The organism is Nannocystis bainbridge (assembly GCF_028368995.1).
Taxonomy (GTDB): domain Bacteria; phylum Myxococcota_A; class Polyangia; order Nannocystales; family Nannocystaceae; genus Nannocystis; species Nannocystis bainbridge.
Genome location: NZ_JAQNDL010000001.1, coordinates 2461825 through 2481637, shown reverse-complemented (window position 1 = coordinate 2481637; position 19813 = coordinate 2461825). Strand labels below are relative to the sequence as shown.

Genomic DNA, 19813 nt, shown 5'->3' with positions numbered 1-19813 from the left:
AGGGCCGAGGAGATCGGAGGCGCACAGGAATCGAACCTGCCCAGGGCGCTCCTCGCACCCCACTCCGGTGTTGAAGACCGGGGGCCGCACCAGCGAGCCGAGCGCCTCCGCGGGCGAGGATAGCGGAAGCGCCCCGGCGTGGGAACGGCGTGCGCGTCACATCGCCGGCTCGCCGGCGATGCCGCACACCTTCCGGCAGCCGGTCCCGTCGAACGAGGCCTCGCTGCGGCCCTGGAACACGTACTGCGAGGTCACGCCGTTGCTGTCGAACACGCCGAACGGGAGCGGGGTGTAGCGCCAGGTGTCGTTGTACGTGTCGGGGCTGTACTCTTCGAGCTGGATCCGGACCCCCTGGTCCGGCGGCACCGCGCCGTTGGCGATGTCCTCCTCGCCCGGCTCCGGCGGCTTCGGCTGGCCCTTGGGCACGAACTCGGTCCAGGTCATCCGCGTCTCGTCGAACTCGTAGTTGAAGCAGCGACAGGCGTAGCCCTGCTCCCCCGACAGGTCGCACTGGCTGGCCTTGACGCCCTGCTCCCCCATCGAGTCGCTGCACGCCGCCGTGGCCACGACCTTCGCGTCCTTGTCGTAGAAGATCATGTACTTCTCCTGGCGCAGGCCAGAGCCGAAGTCGCTGATGGGGTCGCCGTCTTCGAGGCTGAACAGCGAGAGCACCCAGGTGCCCTGCTCGTCGAACAGCGGGAGCGGCTCTTCCTGGCACCCGGCAGCGAGGATCGGGAGTGCGCAGGCGGTCGCCACGAGCGCGCGGATGGGAGCAATCTTGTGCATCGGGCAGTGTCCTCGGGCGCGCACGCTACCACAAGCGTCATCGCCGCGCGCGCTCCGCTGAGCGCGTGGCGGTCCGCACGGCGGCCAGTGCCGACTCGGGGGAGCCGTCGTTGACAGCGAGGACGCAGGTGTTTAGCTTCTCGCGCGCGGTGCCCGCAAAACGCGATTACTATGAGATTCTCGGGGTCGAACGAACGGCCCCCGCGCCTGACATCAAGCGCGCCTATCGCAAGGCGGCGATGCAGTGGCATCCCGACCGCAACCCCGGCAATCCCGAGGCCGAGGAGAAGTTCAAGGAGGCGGCCGAGGCGTTCGAGGTCCTGAGCGACGACGACAAGCGTCGGCTCTACGATCAATACGGACACGAGGGCCCGTCGCGCGCCGGCTTCTCCGGCTTCCAGGGCACCGACGAGATCTTCAGCCGCTTCAGCGACCTGTTCGGCGACCTGTTCGGCAACCTCGGGTTCAACGGCCGCCGCGACGGTCCGCAGCGCGGCGGAGACCTCAAGACCCGCGTGGTCATCCCGTTCGCCGAGGCCGTCGCCGGGGTCGAGCGCGAGCTCACGGTGCAGCGCCGGGAGGCCTGCGACGACTGCCATGGCAGCGGCGCGGCGCCCGGCACCAAGCCGCAGCAGTGCAGCCAGTGCAACGGCCACGGCCAGGTGATCCACCGCCAGGGCTTCTTCACCATCCAGACCACCTGCCCGCGCTGCCAGGGCCAGGGGCAGATGATCACGTCGCCGTGCAAGACCTGCTCGGGCACCGGCGCGGTCCAGCGCGAGGCGACCCTCAAGGTCAACATCCCCGCCGGCGTCGACGACGGCCAGACCTTGCGGATCCCCGGGCGCGGCATGGCCGGCGCCAAGGGCGGCCCGGCCGGAAACCTCTACGTCGAGGTCGCCGTCCAGCCCGACGAACGGTTCCAGCGCGACGAGTACGACGTCCACTCGAAGGTCACGATCTCGATGGTCCAGGCGGCGCTCGGCTGCACCATCAAGGCCGCGACCCTCGCCGGCGACATCGACCTCGAGCTCGAGGCGGGCACCCAGCCGAACCACGTCATCAGCCGCAAGGGCAAGGGCGTTCCGGTGATCGGCGGCCGCGGCTTCGGCGACCACCACATCCACGTCGAGGTCACCGTCCCCACCAAGCTGTCGGGCGACCAGGAGGACCTCCTGCGCGAGCTCGCCGAGCTCAGTGGCGAGTCGGTCTCCGAGCCGAAGAAGGGCTTTTTCAGCAGCCTGCGCAAGCGCAAGCGCGGCTGCTGAGCCCAGCTCGCTGCTGTCCGCAGGGGCATGTCCGCGAGGGCATGCCCCTTCGCGCATGTCCGAATCGACATGTTCTTTTGGGCATGTCCGATTCGACAGGCGCGCAGAGGCGGGCGGCCGGATCCTGCGCAGCCGAGGCGCCGCGGCCTAGGAGGCCTGCCCGAGCAGGCGGACCGGGGCGCGCTCGCGGACCACGCCCTCGCGCAGCACGCGGGCGTAGAGGCGGCTCCAGCCGGGGTGCAGCTTGTCGGAGATCCGCTTGAACTCGCCGCGGGTGAACGAGCCGGCGATCGTGCTGCAGGGCGGGGCGGGGCCGGTGATCTCGAGCAGGACGTCGTCGCCGACGACGAGGCGGTCGCCGGCACCGAGGCGGGCCCAGTCGATGCCCGCGATCGTGAGGTTCTCGCCGGTGGTGCCCGGCGCGATCGGGTGGCCCTCGGCGATCAGCGCATCGATGCGCTCGCGCGCGAACAGGCAGACCGCGCGGTCGGGGCCGCCGTGGTACCTGAGGTCGAGCTGGCGATCGCCGGCGACGCCGCTGACCGTGACGAGCGCGAGGCCGACGGCGAACTTCGGCACCCCGCCGGCGGGGTTCACGTGGACGCCGACGACGACCCCGTCTCGATCGCTCATCGCCGCCTCACGTGGGGGCGCCGCAGCGCTGCAGCGCCTCCATCGACTCGGCCGCCAGCGCGCAGCGGACCTCGGCGGCGGTGCCCTCGCTCAGGCACCGGGCGTGGAGCTCCTGCGCCATGTTCTTGGCCAGCTGCGTGGTCTTGGCGACCTCGACCGAGGTCGGCCCGCCCGCCATCAGCGCCTCGAAGTGAGCCGCGAACTCGGCACACTCGGCCTCCGTCGCCTTGCCGTTGGAACATGCCCCAAAGAGCAGGACGAGGGACGCGCAGGCGGGGAGGATGACGTGTCGCATGGGGGGTCCTCGGGACTTGGCTTACGGGCGAAGGTAGTCGAAGTCGAGGCGCAGTTGCGCGCCCCCCCGAGGACGGGCCGCTAGCCGGCGTCCATGAACGGGTAGCGGTAGTCCCGGAGCGGCGTGAACGTCTCCTTGATCGTACGCGGCGAGATCCACCGCATCAGGTTCAGCAGGCTGCCCGCCTTGTCGTTGGTGCCGCTGGCCCGACTGCCGCCGAACGGCTGCTGGCCGACCACCGCGCCGGTCGGCTTGTCGTTGACGTAGAAGTTGCCGGCCGCGTGGCGCAGCGTCTCGGTCGCCTCGACGATCGCCCCCCGGTTCTCTGCGAAGATGGCGCCGGTCAGCGCGTACTCGCTGCCGCGCTCGCACAGCCCCAGCGTCTCCTCGAAGCGGGCCTGCGGGTAGATGTGCACCGTGAGCACCGGCCCGAACAGCTCCTCCTTCATCGTCCGGTACTCCGGCTCGACCCCGGCGATGATCGCCGGGCGGATGAAGAAGCCGTGCTTGTCGTCGCTCTCGCCGCCGATGACCTCGGCGACGCGCCCGCCCTGGCGGCTGCGCGCCTCCTCGATCGCCTCGCGCAGCTTGGCGTAGGCGCGGGCGTCGATCACCGCGCCCATGAAGTTGGTGAAGTCGCTGACGTCGCCGACCTTGATGCTGGCGACCCCGTCGGCCAGGATCTCCCGCACCTGCGGCCACAGGTTGTCGGGGATGTACGCGCGCGAGGCGGCCGAGCACTTCTGGCCCTGGTACTCGAAGGCGCCGCGCAGCAGGTTGTGCGCCAGCGACTGCACGTCGGCGCTCGGGTGGGCGAACACGAAGTCCTTGCCACCTGTCTCTCCGACCAGGCGCGGATAGCTGACGTAGTTGTCGATGTTGTTGCCGATCGACCGCCACATCTGCTTGAACACCGGGGTCGAGCCGGTGAAGTGGACGCCGGCCAGGTCGCGGTGGGCCAGCACCTGCTCGCCGACGGCGGCGGGCGGGCCGGGCACGAAGTTGATGACGCCCGGGGGCAGGCCGGCGGCCTGCAGCAGCTCCATGATGACCGAGCCCGACAGCACCGCCGTCGAGGCCGGCTTCCACACCACCGTGTTGCCGCACAGCGCCGGCGCCGTCGGCAGGTTGCCGGCGATCGACGTGAAGTTGAACGGCGTCACCGCGAACACGAAGCCGTCGAGCGGGCGGTACTCGACGCGGTTCCACGTGCCTGGCGACGAGATCGGCTGCTCGCCGTACAGCTGCGTCAGGAATTGGACGTTGAAGTGGAAGAAATCGATGAGCTCGCAGGCCGCGTCGATCTCGGCCTGGTGCGCCGTCTTCGACTGGTTCAGCATCGTCGCCGCGTTGAGCTTGTCGCGGAACGGCCCGCGCAGCAGCGCCGCGGCGCGCAGGAAGATCGCGGCCCGCTGGTCCCACGGCATCGCCGCCCAGTCGGCGCGGGCGGCCTGCGCGGCGACGATGGCGTCGCCGACCTCGCGCGAGCCGGCCTGGTGGAACCCGCCGAGCTCCGCCTTGCGCTGGTGCGGGCAGACGATCGGGCTGATGTTGCCGGTGCGGACCGCCTTGCCGCCGATCCACAGGGGCACGTCGAACTTCTTGGCGGCGAGATCGGCGTAGGTGGCCTTGAGCGAGGCGCGTTCCGGCGTGTCGGGCGCGTACGAGCGCACGGGTTCGTTGACGGGTTCGGGGACGCGGAACAGGCCAAAGGACATCAGGGCGGTCTCCAGGCTGGCGCAAGCATGCACGGAATCCCGGCCGTCGGCGACGGTCGTGGTGGCTCCAGGCATGCCGCCCAGACGGGCGCGGAGGCTATCAGGCTCCGGGCTCGCTGACAGGGCCCTGCGGGTGCGGGCTCACGCACGTCGCGGCGCGGCGACGACGGCGGAGCGCGAGCAGGACCAGGCTGGCGAGGCCGGCGGGCCCGCTGCCGGCCAGGTCGCAGCCTTGCCGGGTGGTGGGCGCCGGGGCGCCGAGGGCTGGCGGGGCGGCCGGGGGCTCGATCCGTGGTGGCTCGCGGCTTTGGCTCTCGGGCGCGGCCGGGGCGGGGGGCGGGGTGCCGGCGCCCAGGGCTGCGAGATCTTCGTCCGCCGTGCCCATCTGGCGGGTGCGCGAGCACATCGTGTCGCCGAGATCGCCCTCCGGCGTGCGGTGGGCGTAGAGCAGGTAGCTCTTGCCGACCACGAAGCTGCGGCCGCAGGCGGCGCTGCTGGAGCGGGTCACGACCGTCGTCGACGCGGGCAGGTCGCCCTTGAACACCCGCTGGACCGCCAGCCCGTAGCGGACCATCCCGTTCGAGTCGGAGGTCTGCACCGCCTCGACGCGGGCTTCGAACACTGCCTCGGCCTGGTCGCGGGCGACCGTGGGCGCGGGCGGCGGCATGCAGCTGCAGGCTTGCACTTCGTGAGGAACCGCCCACACCACCACCGCGACGAGGCTCACGGCGAGGAGGATTGGGCGTTGCCGGTGCAAGTCCCGCAAGCTAACCACGCACCGGCGCGCCCGGCAAGCGGCGTGCGGCCTCGGGGCCCTTCGCGCTTTGCGATCGTCGTCGATCGGAGCGCGGCCCTGAACGAGGTTATTTGCGAGGAAGCCAGCGATGCTGACGGTATCTGAGATCACCAAGTCGTACGGCGGAAAGGTGTTGTTCGACGATGTCACGACATCGTTCGAGCCGGGTCACCGCTACGGTCTGACGGGGGCGAACGGCGCCGGCAAGTCGACCTTCATGAAGATCCTCGCCGGCGAGCTCGACGCCGACAAGGGCAACGTGTGGAAGCCGCCGCGGACGCGCCTGTCGGTCCTTCACCAGGACCACTTCCGCTTCGAGGGCTGCCGGATCCGCGACGTGGTCATCATGGGCAACCACCGCCTGTGGAAGGCCATGGAGGAGAAGGAGAAGCTGCTCGCCTCGGGCGACATGAGCGACGAGGTCGGCATGCGCCTCGGCGAGCTCGAGATGGTGATCAGCGAGGAGGACGGCTACGGCGCCGAGACCGAGGCCGAGCGCCTGCTCGACGGCCTCGGCATCCCGGCCGCCGAGCACGAGCTGCCGCTCTCGACCTTGACCGGCGGCATGCGCCTGCGCGTGCTGCTGGCCCAGGCGCTGTTCGGCAGCCCCGACATCCTGCTGCTCGACGAGCCGACCAACCACCTCGACCTCGAGTCGATCCACTGGTTGACCAACTTCCTGCTCGAGTATCGGGGCGTGCTGGTCGTCATCTCGCACGATCGATACTTCCTCAACGAGGTGTGCACCCACACCGCCGACGTCGACTACGAGAACATCATCACGTACACCGGCGGCTACGACGACATGATGCGGCAGAAGATCCAGTACCGGATCTCGGCCGAGAAGGGCAACCAGAGCAAGCAGAAGCGGATCTCCGAGCTCAAGGAGTTCATCCAGCGGTTCGGCGCCAACGCCAAGAAGGCCAGCCAGGCCCAGTCGCGGCGGCGGGCGATCGCCAAGATCGAGATGGTCGATCTCAAGCGCAGCAACATCCAGCGGCCGTTCATCCGCTTCGACCAGAAGGTCCCGAGCGGCAAGCTGGCCCTGGCGGTCGACCGCCTGTGGAAGTCGTTCGACGGCAAGCCTGTCCTCAAGGACATCACCTTCAACGCCACCCGCGGCGAGAAGATCGCGGTCGTCGGCCCCAACGGCATCGGCAAGACCACCCTGCTCAAGTGCATCGCCGGCACCTACGAGCCCGACCGCGGCAAGCTCACCCTCGGCCACGAGGTCGTGCTCGGCTACCTGCCGCAGGACCACGAGGACGGGCTCGGCAACGTCGAGAACCGGACCGCGTTCCAGTGGCTGTACCAGTGGGACCCGAAGTCGACGGTCGAGGAGATCCGCGGCCTGCTCGGGCGCATGCTGTTCCCCTCCGAGGACGCCGACAAGCCGGTCAAGGCGCTCAGCGGCGGCGAGACGGTGCGCCTGCTGCTGGCCAAGATGACGCTCATCAAGCCGAGCCTGCTGCTGCTCGACGAGCCGACCAACCACCTCGACCTCGAGTCGATCCGCGCCCTCACCGAGGCCATGCAGAAGTACGAGGGCACGCTCATCTTCGTGTCCCACGACCACGCCATGGTCTCCGAGGTCGCCACCCAGGTGCTCGAGCTCAAGGGCGACCGCGGCTACGACCTGTTCCCCGGCAACTACGAGGAGTTCCTCGAGAAGACCGGCAAGGCCGGCGGGCGCTGAGCCGGCTGTCTGCCGCGACATGTCCTTGTGGACATGTTCTCGCGGATATGTCGTAACCGCCCTGTCCTGAGGGTCCTGTCCGTGAGGGCAGGGCCCTCAGAACATCTTCTTGGCCGCGAGGATCTTCTCGACGTACTTCTTGCTGCCCTCGGGCACGCCGCGCCGGCCGGCCTTGCGCCACTTGAGCACGTGCCCCGGGCCGCCGTGGTAGGCGGCCAGCCCGAGCTCGGTGCTGCCGTCGAACTTGCGGATCATCCGCGCCAGATAGAGGCTGCCGGCGCGCACGTTGAAGCCGGCGTCGAGCGGGCGCGAGCGCTCGCCGAGGCTGCTCGCCAGCTCGCGCGCGGTCGACGGCATCAGCTGCATGAGCCCCTGCGTGCCGCCCGGGCCGCGCGCGCGGGCGTTGAACTTGCTCTCGACCCAGATCACCGCGTTGATGAGCCGCGGGTCGAGCTTGTGCTTGCGCGCGGCCGACTGCACGTGCGGCTGGACCGCCGCGATCTGGTCGCGCTGCCCCGAAGGCCAGCGTTCGCAGGCCTCGCCGCCGCCTGGCTCCGCGGCCGCCCCGGCGGGAGATCGCGCCGCCTCCAGGCGTGAGGTGGCACAGCCAGGGACGTGCAGCGCAGTCCCCAGCAACATCCAAACAACGGTCCAGCGCGCATGGCGGAGGCCCCGAAGGGCTCGCGGCGCGGTCGAAGGCTGTAGGGTAGTCATGGGTACGATTTATCCTACATTGTCCGGGGTGGACCCAGAGTTTAGCGAAAAATCGGAAAGAGCGTGCATCTCGCCACGCGTGCCCGCGGGGAATGTTCGTATGATGGGTTCTCGTAGCTCGCCTCGGCGGGCAGCAGGAGCGGAGTCATGGCTTTGAAGGCAGACGCAATTCTCCTCCTCTGCGGCGTGACGGCCGGGTTGCCGGCGGTCGCCGCGGCCGCCGACGGCGAGCGGTACGACCCGTACGCGAAGATGGTCACCGGCGCGCATCACTACGACATGCGAGAGGTGTTGCAGGCGGGTGGCAAGTTCGTGGCCGAGCCGGTCGAGCAGCCGGACCTGTCGCAGCTGGACGCGCCGCCCCTGAGCGCGCGCGCGTCGGAGCCGCTGGCGCCCGGCAAGCTGCCCGAGGGGTGGGTGCAGATCGGCGAGGTCGTGCAGCGGCGCGAGATCGCCGAGGGCCTCAAGCAGGTCGATCCCAAGCCGCTGCCGGCCTGGGAGGACATCGAGGGCAACCAGTACCCGCGCAAGGGCACGGTGTTCCTCAACTTCAACGGCGGCATCCTCAAGTCGGGCGCCGACAACTCGGCCGAGAGCAAGTCCACGCTGGCCCGCCACAACCACAAGTACCCGGTGTTCAACGGCTCCGAGGCGACCGCGCTGACCCTGATCCAGGCGGTCCAGCAGGACCTCGAGTCGCTCGGGGTCCGCGTCCTCTACCTGAACCGCCCGAGCAAGACCGTGCCGTACACGATGGCGATGATCGGCGGCTCGTGGACGGACACCAACATCGGCGACCCGGCCGGCGGCGTCGCCCCCGGGACCGACTGCGAGGACCGCGACCAGCGCAACGTGGTCTACGCGTTCGACAGCAGCTCGGCGACGATCAGCCAGGAGATCGCCCACGCGTGGGGCCTCGACCACACGCTCGGCGGCGATCGGATCATGAGCTACCAGGCCGGCAACAACAAGCACTTCGGCGACAACTGCCAGGCGCTGTGCGAGGAGCAGTGCCAGGGGCCCGGCACCATCGGCTGCCGGCTGATCCACGAGATCTACTGCGGCGAGGACAGCGAGCAGCAGAACGACCTCGCGGAGCTCAACAAGATCTTCGGCACGCCCGAGCCCGACACCGAGCCGCCCACCGTCAAGCTCTTGCCGGACAGCGACCTGCTCGAGCTGGAGGTCGGCGAGAGCATCGAGATCAAGGCCGACATCCACGACAACTACGGCGGCGTCGGCTGGCGCATCAAGGTCAGCCGCGACGGCGTGGTCGCGCTCGACGAGGTCGACTACGACCAGGTCGGCGCCTGGTACTTCACCAACCTGCAGGCCGGCGTCTACGAGGTCGTACTCGAGGCCGAGGACCACGCCGAGCACGTGGTGCAGGACCAGATGAAGATCGTCGTCGGCGGCGCCTCGGCGCCGACCACCACCGACGGCGGCAGCGAGGGCGAGGCGGACACCGGCGACGAGACCGCCGGCGTCGACGACGGCAGCGACACCGAGGACCCGGGATCTGCCAGCGACGGGGGCACCGACGGCGACAGCTCCGGCGCCACCGACAAGGGTGGATGCGAGTGCCGCAGCTCGGACCAGGGGGCGGGCGGCGCGCTCGTCCTGCCGCTGCTCGGCTTGTGGTTCGGCCATCGGGCCCGCCGCCGGCGCACGGCCTAGGATCGCAGCGGCGGCTCATGCGCGCCGTGCGCGTGACCTCCGCCGCGCCTCTGCGGCTTGACCGGCCCCTGCGGCCACGCATATAAGCCTGTTCCCTCGCGCCCGGCGAGGGTCTCGAAGAGCATCCGGGCGGTCGCAGCCACCATCTGGCTGCCGCGTGGGCGGGCGGATCGCCCCAGAGAGTGCGAGCGCTTCGTGTCCGAGAACCAGCAAGCCATCATTCGTACCGGCGGGAGGCAGTTCCGCGTCAACACCGGCTCGGTGCTGCGCGTCGAGAAGCTCCCGGTGGAAGCCGGCGCCACCATCAACTTCGAGGTGCTGCTCGTCGGCCAGGGCGAGACCGTCAAGATCGGCAAGCCGCTGGTCGACGGCGCCAAGGTCGAGGGCAAGGTCGTGAGCCACGGGCGCGGGCCCAAGCTCATCGTCTACAAGTTCCGCAAGCGCACCAACTACCGCAAGAAGCAGGGCCACCGGCAGGCCTACACCGAGGTTAAGATCACCGCGATCACGGGCTGAACAGCGCCGCTGGAGAACGACGATGGCACATAAAAAAGGTCAAGGTTCGATCAAGAACGGCCGCGACTCGAACTCGCAGAACCGCGGCGTGAAGCGGTTCGGCGGCGAAGTCGTGCGCGCCGGCAACATCCTGGTCCGTCAGGCCGGCAGCAGCTTCCACGCTGGTCCGAACGTCGGCACCGGCAAGGACTACACCCTGTTCGCGCTGGTCGAAGGCACGGTCCGCTTCTACAAGCGGGGCCACGAGCGCAAGGCGTTCATCGCCATCGACCCGCTCGCGGCCCAGGCAGACGCTGCCGCCGCTGCGGAGTGAGCGATGCGCTTCATCGACCAGGTCCGGATCGTCGTCCGCGCAGGGCGAGGCGGCGACGGGCTGGTCGGCTGGCGCCGTGAGAAGTTCGTGCCCGACGGGGGTCCCGCGGGCGGTGACGGCGGCAAGGGCGGCGATGTCGTCTTTGTCGCCGACGATCATTTGACGACGCTGCTGGACCTCAAATTTCGCCAGCACTTCGCGGCCGAGATCGGCCGCCCCGGCGGGCCGAACAAGATGACGGGCCGCTCGGGCAACGACCTCCGGATCCGCGTGCCGGTCGGCACCACGGTGTTCTTCGAGGCGCTGGCGGGCGAGCCCGGCGAGCGGCCGCCGTGGCTGGCCGACGACGTCGGCGAGGAGCTCGACGAGATCGGCGCGATCGCCTGGACCGACGACGGCACCGACATCCCGGAGCCGGTGCGGGCGCAGAAGTCGGGGCCGATCCGCCGCGCGCAGGCCGAGAAGGACCGGCGCGAGACGGAGCTCGAGGCCGGGGAGCAGCTCGGCGACCTGACGTTCCACGGGCAGGAGCTGATCGTGGCCCACGGCGGCCTCGGCGGCCGCGGCAACGTCCACTTCCGCACCTCGACCAACCGCGCGCCCGACTTCGCCGAGCCTGGCGTCGGCGGCGAGGCGTACTGGCTGCGCCTCGAGCTCAAGCTGCTGGCCGACGTCGGCATCGTCGGCTTCCCCAACGTCGGCAAGTCGACCTTCATCCGCGCGATCAGCCGCGCGCGCCCGAAGGTCGCCGACTACCCGTTCACCACCCTGGTGCCGCAGCTCGGCGTGGTCGCGCTGGCCGGCGAGCGCTCGCTCGTGGTCGCCGACGTGCCGGGCCTCATCCACGGCGCCAGCGAGGGACGCGGCCTCGGCCTCGACTTCCTGCGCCACCTCGAGCGCACGCGCGTGCTGCTGCACCTGCTCTCGCCCGACCCGACGCCTGGCCGCGACCCGATGGCCGACCTCAAGGCGCTCGAGAAGGAGCTCGGGCAGTACGGCTCGATGTTCGACGGCCGCCCGCGGGTGGTCGCGCTCAACAAGATCGACACGCCGGAGGGTCAGGAGGTGGTGGGGCCGCTGCGCAAGCTGCTGCGGACCCAGGGCATCCCGCTGTTCCCGATCTCGGCGCGCACCGGCGAGGGCGTGCCGGAGCTGCTCGAGGCGCTGTGGCGCCGCGTCGACATGGTCCGCCGCGGCACCGTCACCGGCCCGGCGCCGACCGAGGGCTAGCGGTCCGGCGGGCATGTCCGCGAGGGCATGTCCGTTCAGACATGGCAAAAGGGGCATGTCCGTACGGACATGCCCCTTCAGTCGTTCGCGCGGGCGCTACCCGCGGGTCGCCTTGTCGCGGGTGTCGTAGACCTGGACGGTGTTGGGCTTGATGCGGCCGGTGGCGTAGAGCAGGCGCGCGTTGGCGGTGCGGAGGTCGATGCGCGAGTTGACGATCCGCAGGATCGCCGTCAGCTGGTCGGCCTCGGCGTCGATGATGTCGTTGGTGGTCGCCGAGCCGGCGGCGAACAGCTCGGAGGCGACGCGGTAGGCCTCGACCGCGGACTCGAGCGTGCGGGCGCTGAGCTCGATGTCGGCGATGGCCTTGTTGCGGGCGAGGAAGGCCTGGGTGACCTCCATGGCGATCCCGCGGCGCAGGAGCTCGATCTGGGCCATCAGCTCGCGCTTGTTGGCCTTGTACTCGCGGATCTCGGCGCGCGTGCGCAGGGCCGAGTTGAGCGAGTAGGTCAGCTGCGCGCCGACCGACCACGACCCGCGCCACACCGGCGCCAGCGGGAAGAACCGCTGGTTCGGGTTGGCGTAGGTCGCCTCGGCGAAGGCGTCGAGGCGCGGGAAGTAGCCGGCGCGGGTCGCCTTGATGCCGTAGTCGACCGCGCCGATGCTCTTCTCCATCGACTTCAGCTCGAGCCGCTTGCTCTGCGCCTCGCGGATCAGGCCCTCGAGGTTGCCGATGTCGGCCATGTCGGGCGGCAGCTCGATCACGTCCTCGCCGGGCACGAAGTCGATGCCCTGGTCGTTGAGCATGATCGCCAGGCCCTGCTCCGCGGTCGCGCGGAACACCTGGGCGTCGTTGATCGCCTGCTCGATCTGGGCGATCTGGGCGGCCAGGCGCATCACCTCGGCCTTGGTCGCGCTGCCGGCGTGGAACAGGTTCTCGACGTCGAGCGCGCGCGCCTTGACGCGGCGCAGCGAGTCCTCGACGGCGACCACCGAGGCGATCGTGCGCAGCCAGTTGTAGTAGGCGAGGCGGGCGTCGGTCTCGACCTTGACGCGCTCGGCGTCGCGGGCGAGGGCGACGGCGTCGCGGCGGGTCTCGGAGCCGCGCTTGGCCGGCAGCAGCGAGAGGATGTAGTCCGAGATCGGGACCGCCAGCTGGGCCTGCAGCGAGTAGGAGTTGAGCGGGATCTGGATCTTGAACGGCGGCGCGACCACGAGGGTGAGCGGCTGGCCGGTGTTCGGATCGACCGTGCACATCTGCGGCGAGCCCATGGCGCACGGGCCGATGCCGATCGGGATCGGGTCGCCGCCGGCCTCGGGGCCCGTGGCGGCGCCGACGCTGTAGCCGCCGCCGAACGCGATCGCGGCCTTGGACATGCGGGTGTAGCCGGCCTTGCCCGAGAGCTGCGGCAGGAAGGCGATCATCGTCTGATCGAGCTTGGCCGCGGCGGCCTGGATCTGGGCCTCCTTGGCGGCGACCGACGGTGACTCGGCGATCGCCTGCACCGCGACCTTGTCGGCCGTGAGGCCGCCGGGCTTCGGCGCGAGCGCGTCGGCGAGCGGGCCGTCGCGCAGGTAGGCGGTGGCGTCGAACACGGCCGCGTCGGCGGCGGCGGGGACTTGGCGGGTGGGCGGCGGCGGGGGGCCCTGCGGGGCCGGGGCCATCAGCGTCAGAGCGACGGACCAAACAAGCGACATGGCGGAAGAGTCCTGTACGAAAGAACCTGTGCGAAAGGGAAGGTGACCGGACCGCTCACTCCGGCGGCTTGGTGACGCGGCGGAGGTGGGGGAACACCACCTCGCGCTCGATCTCGAAGTCGTCGGCGGCCGGCGGCGGGGCCACGAGCGGGGGCATGACCAGATCGGGCGGCGCGGCCGGAGCCGGAGCCGAAACCGGAGCGTGCGCCGTGGGGAGCGGGTCGTCGAGGCTCTCGGCCGGCTTGGTGGCGTCGACGCCGAAGAACTTGAAGCTGATCCAGCGCATCGACCGGCTGGTGACCATGCGGTCGAACAGCATATAGACGACGGGGACGACGACGAGGGTGAGGACGGTCGAGGTGATCATGCCGCCGATGACGATGACGGCCATCGGCGCGCGGGTCTCACCGCCCTCGCCGAGGGCCAGGGCGACGGGGACCATGCCGAAGATGGTGGCCGCCGCGGTCATGACGATCGGGCGCAGGCGGATGGTGCCGGCCTGGACCAGCGCCTCGGTGAGGACGGCGCCCTTCTCGCGCTCGCTGTTGGCGAAGTCGACCAGCAAGATCGCCGTCTTGGTGACGAGGCCCATCAGCATGATGAGGCCGATGAACGAGAAGATGTTGAGCGACATCCCGGCGAGGTAGATGCCGCCGAACGCACCGACCACCGACAGCGGCAGCGAGACCATGATCGTGATCGGCTGGATCAGGCTGTCGAACTGGGCCGCGAGGATCATGTAGACGAGGATGATCGCCAGCAGGAGGGCGAAGATCATCGACTCGAACGACTCCTGCATGACCTCGGCGTCGCCCATGAAGCTGGTCTGCAGCTTGGACGGCACGACCCGCTTGGCGGCGTCGCTGACGACCTCCTGGGCCTCGCCGAGGGTGATGTCGTTGAGCGCCGCCAGCACCAGCACCTGGCGCAGCCGGTTCTGCCGCTCGATCTCGCTGGGGCCCTCGCCGCGCTCGACGCGGACCACCGCCGACAGGTCGACCAGGCGACCCGAGGCCGAGCGGACCTTGATGTTGCTCAGCGCTTCGAAGTTCGAGCGCAGCGCCTCGGGCATGTAGAGGATGACGTCGTAGATCTCCGAGCCCTCCTTGAGGTCGGAGATCGGGTCGCCGGCCATCAGCGAGCGCACGGTGCGGGCGATCGAGGCGATCGGGATGCTGAGGTCGGCGGCCTTGTTGCGGTCGACGGCGATCGCGACCTCGGGCTTGCCGCCGCGGTACGAGGTGTCGAGGTCGACGAACTTGCCGGTCTCGGCGAGCTGGCCCCTGAGCGCCTCGGCGGCGGCGACGACCTCGTCGAGGTCGGTGCCGCGGATCGAGAACTGGATCGGCTGGCTGCGGAAGCCGCCGTCGTTGCCGAACGGGTCGAGCTGGTCGACCGTGAACATCGCGCCCTCGACCCCGGCGAGGCGCTCGCGGGTCCACTTCATGGCGTCCTGCTGCGAGAAGCCGCGCTGCTTGGGCCGCTCGAGCGTGACGGTGATGCGGGCGCGGTTGACCTGGCCGACGGCGCCGCCGCCGATGGTGGTGAAGGTGTCCTTGATCTGCGGCAGGTTGGCGCGCAGGTCGGCGGCCACGGCCTCGGAGGTCTCGATGGTCGCCTCGAGCGCGGTGCCGGTCGGCAGCTCGACGTTGACGGCGAACTGCGACTGGTCCTCGGGCGGGAGGAACTCGGCGGGCACGCGGGTGACCAGCGCGCACGAGCCGAACAGCGACAGCAGGGCGATGAGGACGGTGGTCCACGGCCAGCGCAGCGACCAGCGGAGCACGCCGGCGTAGCCGCGCTCGACGGCGCCGAACATGCGGTTGAACAGGCGCGCGAACAGGCCGGGGGCGTGGCCGTGCTGCTGCCGCATCAGGCGCGACGACAGCATCGGCGTCAGCGTGAACGACACCAGCATCGAGATCAGCACCGCCGCCGAGACGGTCAGGCCGAACTGGAAGAAGAACCGGCCGATGATGCCCTTCATGTAGGCGACCGGCACGAACACCGCGACGATCGACAGCGTGGTGGCGATGACGGCGAGGCCGATCTCACTGGTCGCGTCGAGGGCGGCGCGCATGCGCGGCTTGCCCATCTCGAGGTGGCGGTAGATGTTCTCGATCACCACGATCGCGTCGTCGACGAGGATGCCGATCGACAGCGACAGCGCCAGCATGGAGATGTTGTTGAACGAGAACCCCATGTACTGCATGAACGCGAACGTCGCGACGATGCTGGTCGGGATCGCCAGCGCGGCGATGAAGGTTGCGCGGATGTCGTGCAAGAACAGGAGGATGATGACGATGGTGAGGATCGCGCCGAGGATGAGGTCGAACTTGACGTCACCGATGGCGTGCTCGACGAACACCGAGTTGTCGGTCGGGATCGCGGCGGTGATGCCCCGCCGCTCGAGGTCGGGGCGCATCTCGTCGAGCACCTCGCGGACCTGCTCGGCGAGCGACACGACGTTGGCGCCGGACTGCTTCTTGACGACCAGCGCCAGCGCGGCGTTGCCGTTGAGGAACGAGGCCGAGCGGGCGTCCTCGACGTCGTCGAGGACCTCGGCGACGTCGCGGATCCGGACCACCGCGCCGGGCGGGCCGGGGATCAGGATGTCGGCGATCTCGGCGGCGCTCTTGACCTCGCCGCGGGTCTTCAGGGTCAGCTCGCTGGTGCCGGTCTTGATGAAGCCGGCCGGCAGCTCGAGGCTCTGCGCGCGTACGGCGTTGGCGACGTCGTCGGCGGTGAGGCCGAAGCCGGTCATGCGCGCGGGATCGACGAGGACCTTGATCTCGCGCTCGCGGCCGCCGATGAGGTCGACGTTGCCGACGCCCGAGATCTGCTGGATGCGCTGCTTGACCTCGTCCTTGGCGACCCGCGTCATCTCGGCCATCGGCACGTCGCCGGCCAGCGCGATCGAGAGGATCGGCGCGGCGCCGACGTCGAACTTCTGCACCACCGGCGGGTCGATGCCCTGCGGCAGGTCGCGCTCGATCGCCGAGATCTTGTCGCGGACGTCCTGCAGCGCCTGGTTGCCGTCGACCTCGAGCTCGAACTCCATCACCACCTGGGTGACGGCCTCGAGGTTGCGCGAGGTCATGCGCTTGACGCCGCTGATCGACTGCAGCGCCTCCTCGATCGGGTCGGCGACCTTGGTCTCCATCGTCTCCGGGTCGGCGCCCGGGTAGACGACGGTCGCGGTCACGACCGGGAACTCGACGTTCGGGAACAGCTCGACGCCGATGCGCGGCAAGCTGAAGAAGCCGAACACCATCAGCGCGGCGATCAGCATCGTCGCGAAGATGGAGCGGCGGATCGAGACTTCGGCGAGCAGCATGGCGGGGGACCTCAGTGAGTGCCGGCGGCCGGCGGGGGGTCGCTCGGGGCCTTCTTGCCCGGTTTCGCCTTGGCCACCTCGGCCTTGCCCTCGGGCGCGGGCGCGGGCGCGTCGCCCTCGGCGCCCGGGAGCACCGAGGCGAGCGGCGGGCGCAGCTCGAGCTCGACGTACATGCCGGGGCGCAGGATGCCGTCCTTGTTCTCGACGTCGGTGACGATCTCGATCGTGCGCGTGGCGGCGTCGACGGTCGGCTGGACGCGCACGACCTTGGCCTCGCGCGAGATGCCGAGCGCGGAGAAGTGGGCGGTGACCTGGTCGCCGACGTGGACGAGCCGCAGCGCGGCCTCGGGGATTCGTGTCCTGACCTCGAGGACAGATTGGTCCTGGATCACGACGACGATGGTCGGCGGCATCATCGTCACCGTCTCGCCGACGTCCTTGAACTTGTGGGCGACGAGGCCGTCAATCGGCGAGACGACGGCCGAGTCGGCGGTGCCGCGGCGGGCCATCGAGAGGGCGACGCTGGCCTGGCTGACGCCGTTCTCGGCGCTGTTGAAGGCCGACTCGGCCCGCTCGAGCACAGCCGCGGCGATGGTGCCCTTGGCCGCCAGCTGCTGCTGCCGCTCGAGCTCGCGCTTGGCGTTGTCGCGGGCGATCTGAGCCCCCTGCAGGCCGGTCTCGGCCTGGCTGACGCCGAGCCGGGTCGAGCGCGCGTCGAGGCGGAACAGCACCTGGCCCTTCTTGACCTGCTGCCCCTCCTCGACGTCGACCGAGGCGAGCGTGCCGCTCATGCGCGGGCCGAGCTCGGCCTCCTGCTTGGGCAGCGCGGTGCCGACGTAGCGCTCGATCGAGAGGTCGCGCGCGCCGGCCTTGACGCCCGGCTGCGGCGCGGGGCCCTTGTTGCTCGGGACCGGGATCGTCGGGGCAGCGCCCTGCGTCGCCGGCAGGGCGGGCTTCTCGGCTTCTTTGCCGTCACACGCGGCGACGAGGAGGCCGGCGAGGACGAGGGGGACGATGGTGAGGCGTGCGGTCATGGGGCTCTCGCGCCGTGGAGGAAGAAGTCGATCAAGGGGTCGGCTTGCGTGCGCAGGCCCGGCGGGCAGCCGGAGCGCACCCAGGAGAAGATCGTCGCGTCGGTCAGGCCGCTGAGGAACACGGTCAGCCGCTCGAGCGGGAGGTCGCCGCGGATCTGCCCGCGCGCCGCGGCGTCGCGCAGGGTGGCCTCGCTGAGGGCGAAGTAGCGGGCGCTGTTCTCGTCGATCAGGGCCTGCTCGACCCGCTTCTGGGCCCAGTCGAAGCCGCCGCCGATCGAGACGTAGAGCAGGAACAGCGCGCCGTGCTCTTCGAGGAAGGTGAAGGCCTCGCGGGTCGAGGCCCGCATGCGCTCGATCGGGTCCTCGAGCACCTGGTGGACCATGATGCGCTGGTAGACCAGCTCGTGCGTCCGCTGGAGGATCGAGCGGAACACCTCTTCTTTGTTCTTGAAGTAGTTGTAGACGGTGCCGGCGGCCACGCCGGCTTCGGCGGCGATGTCGGCCATCTTCGCGTCCTGAAACCCGAGCCGCCCGAACACCCGCGTCGCCGCGTCGAGGATCGCCTCGCGGTATGCGGCGCGCGTCTCCGTCCGTACCACCTCGCGAACTCGCGCGCCACGCGAGCTGCGCGGCGCGTCGTCCCGCCCATCGACCCTGCGCGTCACCGGGGGGTTCATTGGCGTGAACCGAGATTCATGTCAAGGTGAGTTCGGTATCGATCGGGAAGTCCGGCCAGTTTCGCAGGCTTATCTCCTGGCACGAAAAACCCGCGCCAGCTCGCTGCAAAGCCGAGCTGAAGCGCGGGTTCACGGACTTGAATCGAAGTTCAGGTCGTACGTGGGAGCGGGGGCTTCTGCGAGCGCGGATCTCCCAGGGCGTCGCGCAGCGACTTTGGCACGTCGATGCCGATGGCCGCCTTGATCTGCTCGGAGGCGTCGACCAGGCGGGCGCCGAGCGGCTGTCCTTCGGAACCTGTCCCCTTGGGCAGGATCGTCAGGCGGTCGATCTTGAGCTCGCCGATCGTGCCGGCCAGGCTGTGGAACAGCGGGACCAGCTTCTGCATCAGCAGCACGTCGCGGGCCGCGGCGCCGCCCTTGTTGTAGGTAGCGGCGATCTGCGTCAGCACCTGGGCGGTGGCGCGGCCCTGCTCGATGATCCGCGCGGCGTGGCCCTTGGCGTCCTCCTCGGCCTTGCGCCGGGCGGCGTCGGCGGGCGCGATGATGTCGGCCTGGAGCTGGCGGCGGACCTGCTCGATGCGCGCGTCCTGCATGCCGACCTCGGCGCGGGCCTGGGCGATGATGGCCTCGACCTCGCCCTGCTGCTGGGCGATGAGGGCGGCGCGGCGGGTCTGGGCGTCGGCGATCCGGCGCTCGTTCTCCTTGAGGGCGATCTGGGTGTGCGCCTCGAGGGTGGTGAGCTCGGCGTTGCGGGTGTTGGTCCACCGCTGCTCGGTGGCCTGGGCCTGGCTGACGGCCTCGGCGATGAGCGCGTCGCGGCGGATCGCGGCGGCCCGCTGGCGACCCATGGCGTCGAGGTAGCCGACCTCGTCGCTGACGTTCTGGATCTTCAGGGTGTCGAGCACGAGGCCGAGCTTGTTGAGGTCGTGCTCGGCCTCGGCGGCCAGGCGCTGGGCGAAGGTCTCCTTGTCGGTGTTGACCTGCTCCGGGGTCATGGTCGCCAGCACGCCGCGCAGGTTGCCCTCGAGGGTCTCGCGCGCGGTCTTCATGATCGAGTCGCGCGAGCGGCCGAGGAAGCGCTCGACGGTGTTGTTGAGCAGCGGCTCCTCGCCCGGCACCTTGATGTTGGCGACGCCCTGGATGTTGAGCGGGATGCCGCCGCGCGAGTAGGCGTTCTTGACCTGGACCTCGATGATCATGTTCGTCAGGTCCATGCGGTCGACCGTCTCGAACAGCGGGGTGCGGATGGCCCGGCCGCCGCGGATGATCTTGTAGCCGAACAGCTTGCCGTCCTCGGTCGTGCGCTGGCGGCCGCTGAAGATCAGGACCTCGTTCGGCTGGCAGACGTAGAGGACGTTCTTGATGATGAGGATCAGGGCGACGAAGGCGACGCCGGCGACGCCGAGCAGGGCGAGCAGAGCTTCCATG

General features: G+C 70.0%; 17 protein-coding genes and 1 tRNA gene. 6 read left to right on the top strand and 12 right to left on the bottom strand.

The genetic code is table 11. The annotated features are described in order from the left end of the window. Positions 1–13 precede the first annotated feature (13 nt). Together POL25_RS09725 and POL25_RS09720 are read right to left on the bottom strand one after the other, a co-directional pair. Positions 14–109: transfer RNA gene (locus POL25_RS09725), tRNA-Sec, on the bottom strand. Between the two features lie 47 nt (positions 110–156). Beyond that, positions 157–786, bottom strand: a complete 630-nt coding sequence (locus POL25_RS09720) for a hypothetical protein (protein ID WP_272085654.1) — start codon at positions 784–786, stop codon at positions 157–159. Between the two features lie 149 nt (positions 787–935). Between POL25_RS09720 and dnaJ the strand changes: the two genes are divergently transcribed. Beyond that, positions 936–2054, top strand: a complete 1119-nt coding sequence (dnaJ, locus tag POL25_RS09715; RefSeq protein WP_272085653.1) for a molecular chaperone DnaJ — start codon at positions 936–938, stop codon at positions 2052–2054. A 147-nt stretch (positions 2055–2201) separates the two neighbouring features. On the opposite strand, the gene POL25_RS09710 is transcribed toward dnaJ, so the two are convergent. The 4 genes from POL25_RS09710 to POL25_RS09695 all read right to left on the bottom strand — a co-directional run bounded on the left by POL25_RS09710 (position 2202) and on the right by POL25_RS09695 (position 5457). Further along, on the bottom strand, positions 2202–2687 hold the full coding sequence (locus POL25_RS09710) for an MOSC domain-containing protein (RefSeq protein ID WP_272085652.1): 486 nt from the start codon (positions 2685–2687) through the stop codon (positions 2202–2204). 7 nt (positions 2688–2694) lie between these two features. Beyond that, positions 2695–2982 carry a hypothetical protein gene (locus POL25_RS09705; RefSeq protein ID WP_272085651.1) on the bottom strand — a complete coding sequence of 96 codons (288 nt, stop codon included), beginning with the start codon at positions 2980–2982 and terminating at the stop codon, positions 2695–2697. 80 nt (positions 2983–3062) lie between these two features. Next, positions 3063–4700 (bottom strand): L-glutamate gamma-semialdehyde dehydrogenase, encoded by a 1638-nt coding sequence (gene pruA, locus POL25_RS09700; protein WP_272085650.1) that lies wholly within the window; start codon positions 4698–4700, stop codon positions 3063–3065. 100 nt (positions 4701–4800) lie between these two features. Beyond that, on the bottom strand, positions 4801–5457 hold the full coding sequence (locus POL25_RS09695; RefSeq protein ID WP_272085649.1) for a hypothetical protein: 657 nt from the start codon (positions 5455–5457) through the stop codon (positions 4801–4803). Positions 5458–5584: 127 nt separating this feature from the next. Here POL25_RS09695 and POL25_RS09690 point away from each other — a divergent pair, with 127 nt between their 5' ends. Next, the gene (locus POL25_RS09690) at positions 5585–7192 is read left to right on the top strand and encodes an ABC-F family ATP-binding cassette domain-containing protein (protein ID WP_272085648.1); all 1608 of its coding nucleotides are present in this window, start codon (positions 5585–5587) and stop codon (positions 7190–7192) included. Positions 7193–7288: 96 nt separating this feature from the next. Here the strand turns inward: POL25_RS09690 and POL25_RS09685 are convergent, their stop codons facing one another. After that, entirely contained in the window at positions 7289–7831 is a 543-nt protein-coding gene (locus tag POL25_RS09685) for a lytic transglycosylase domain-containing protein (protein WP_272085647.1), read from the bottom strand. A gap of 222 nt (positions 7832–8053) precedes the next feature. Here POL25_RS09685 and POL25_RS09680 point away from each other — a divergent pair, with 222 nt between their 5' ends. The 4 genes from POL25_RS09680 (at position 8054) to cgtA (ending at position 11642) form a co-directional block, all read left to right on the top strand. Beyond that, positions 8054–9583: an MYXO-CTERM sorting domain-containing protein gene (locus tag POL25_RS09680; protein WP_272085646.1), complete on the top strand. Its 1530-nt coding sequence runs from the start codon at positions 8054–8056 to the stop codon at positions 9581–9583. A 195-nt stretch (positions 9584–9778) separates the two neighbouring features. Next, a complete protein-coding gene (rplU, locus tag POL25_RS09675; protein ID WP_272085645.1) occupies positions 9779–10099 on the top strand; it encodes a 50S ribosomal protein L21 in 321 nt (106 codons plus the stop codon). 22 nt (positions 10100–10121) lie between these two features. After that, positions 10122–10412: a 50S ribosomal protein L27 gene (rpmA, locus tag POL25_RS09670; RefSeq protein ID WP_272085644.1), complete on the top strand. Its 291-nt coding sequence runs from the start codon at positions 10122–10124 to the stop codon at positions 10410–10412. A gap of 3 nt (positions 10413–10415) precedes the next feature. Further along, on the top strand, positions 10416–11642 hold the full coding sequence (cgtA, locus tag POL25_RS09665; protein ID WP_272085643.1) for an Obg family GTPase CgtA: 1227 nt from the start codon (positions 10416–10418) through the stop codon (positions 11640–11642). A 96-nt stretch (positions 11643–11738) separates the two neighbouring features. Here cgtA and POL25_RS09660 read toward each other — a convergent pair whose 3' ends face one another. From POL25_RS09660 to POL25_RS09640, 5 genes are all read right to left on the bottom strand, one after another. Next, positions 11739–13337 carry a TolC family protein gene (locus tag POL25_RS09660; protein ID WP_272085642.1) on the bottom strand — a complete coding sequence of 533 codons (1599 nt, stop codon included), beginning with the start codon at positions 13335–13337 and terminating at the stop codon, positions 11739–11741. 55 nt (positions 13338–13392) lie between these two features. Continuing rightward, positions 13393–16674: an efflux RND transporter permease subunit gene (locus POL25_RS09655; protein WP_272085641.1), complete on the bottom strand. Its 3282-nt coding sequence runs from the start codon at positions 16672–16674 to the stop codon at positions 13393–13395. Positions 16675–16685: 11 nt separating this feature from the next. Further along, on the bottom strand, positions 16686–17708 hold the full coding sequence (locus POL25_RS09650) for an efflux RND transporter periplasmic adaptor subunit (RefSeq protein ID WP_272085640.1): 1023 nt from the start codon (positions 17706–17708) through the stop codon (positions 16686–16688). Beyond that, positions 17705–18307 (bottom strand): TetR/AcrR family transcriptional regulator, encoded by a 603-nt coding sequence (locus POL25_RS09645; protein ID WP_272085639.1) that lies wholly within the window; start codon positions 18305–18307, stop codon positions 17705–17707. The genes POL25_RS09650 and POL25_RS09645 overlap by 4 nt, the downstream gene beginning before the upstream one ends. A gap of 227 nt (positions 18308–18534) precedes the next feature. Then, positions 18535–19812, bottom strand: coding sequence for a flotillin family protein (locus POL25_RS09640; protein WP_272085638.1), 1278 nt, complete (start codon positions 19810–19812; stop codon positions 18535–18537). Position 19813 lies beyond the last annotated feature (1 nt).

Excerpts from the sequence above, each read along its gene's own strand:
- POL25_RS09720 (WP_272085654.1), bottom strand. The coding sequence starts at position 786 with ATGCACAAGATTGCTCCCATCCGCGCGCTCGTGGCGACCGCCTGCGCA.
- POL25_RS09710 (WP_272085652.1), bottom strand. The coding sequence starts at position 2,687 with ATGAGCGATCGAGACGGGGTCGTCGTCGGCGTCCACGTGAACCCCGCC.
- POL25_RS09705 (WP_272085651.1), bottom strand. The coding sequence starts at position 2,982 with ATGCGACACGTCATCCTCCCCGCCTGCGCGTCCCTCGTCCTGCTCTTT.
- pruA (WP_272085650.1), bottom strand. The coding sequence starts at position 4,700 with ATGTCCTTTGGCCTGTTCCGCGTCCCCGAACCCGTCAACGAACCCGTG.
- POL25_RS09690 (WP_272085648.1), top strand. The coding sequence starts at position 5,585 with ATGCTGACGGTATCTGAGATCACCAAGTCGTACGGCGGAAAGGTGTTG.
- POL25_RS09685 (WP_272085647.1), bottom strand. The coding sequence starts at position 7,831 with ATGTTGCTGGGGACTGCGCTGCACGTCCCTGGCTGTGCCACCTCACGC.
- POL25_RS09680 (WP_272085646.1), top strand. The coding sequence starts at position 8,054 with ATGGCTTTGAAGGCAGACGCAATTCTCCTCCTCTGCGGCGTGACGGCC.
- rpmA (WP_272085644.1), top strand. The coding sequence starts at position 10,122 with ATGGCACATAAAAAAGGTCAAGGTTCGATCAAGAACGGCCGCGACTCG.
- cgtA (WP_272085643.1), top strand. The coding sequence starts at position 10,416 with ATGCGCTTCATCGACCAGGTCCGGATCGTCGTCCGCGCAGGGCGAGGC.
- POL25_RS09660 (WP_272085642.1), bottom strand. The coding sequence starts at position 13,337 with ATGTCGCTTGTTTGGTCCGTCGCTCTGACGCTGATGGCCCCGGCCCCG.
- POL25_RS09655 (WP_272085641.1), bottom strand. The coding sequence starts at position 16,674 with ATGCTGCTCGCCGAAGTCTCGATCCGCCGCTCCATCTTCGCGACGATG.
- POL25_RS09650 (WP_272085640.1), bottom strand. The coding sequence starts at position 17,708 with ATGACCGCACGCCTCACCATCGTCCCCCTCGTCCTCGCCGGCCTCCTC.
- POL25_RS09640 (WP_272085638.1), bottom strand. The coding sequence starts at position 19,812 with ATGGAAGCTCTGCTCGCCCTGCTCGGCGTCGCCGGCGTCGCCTTCGTC.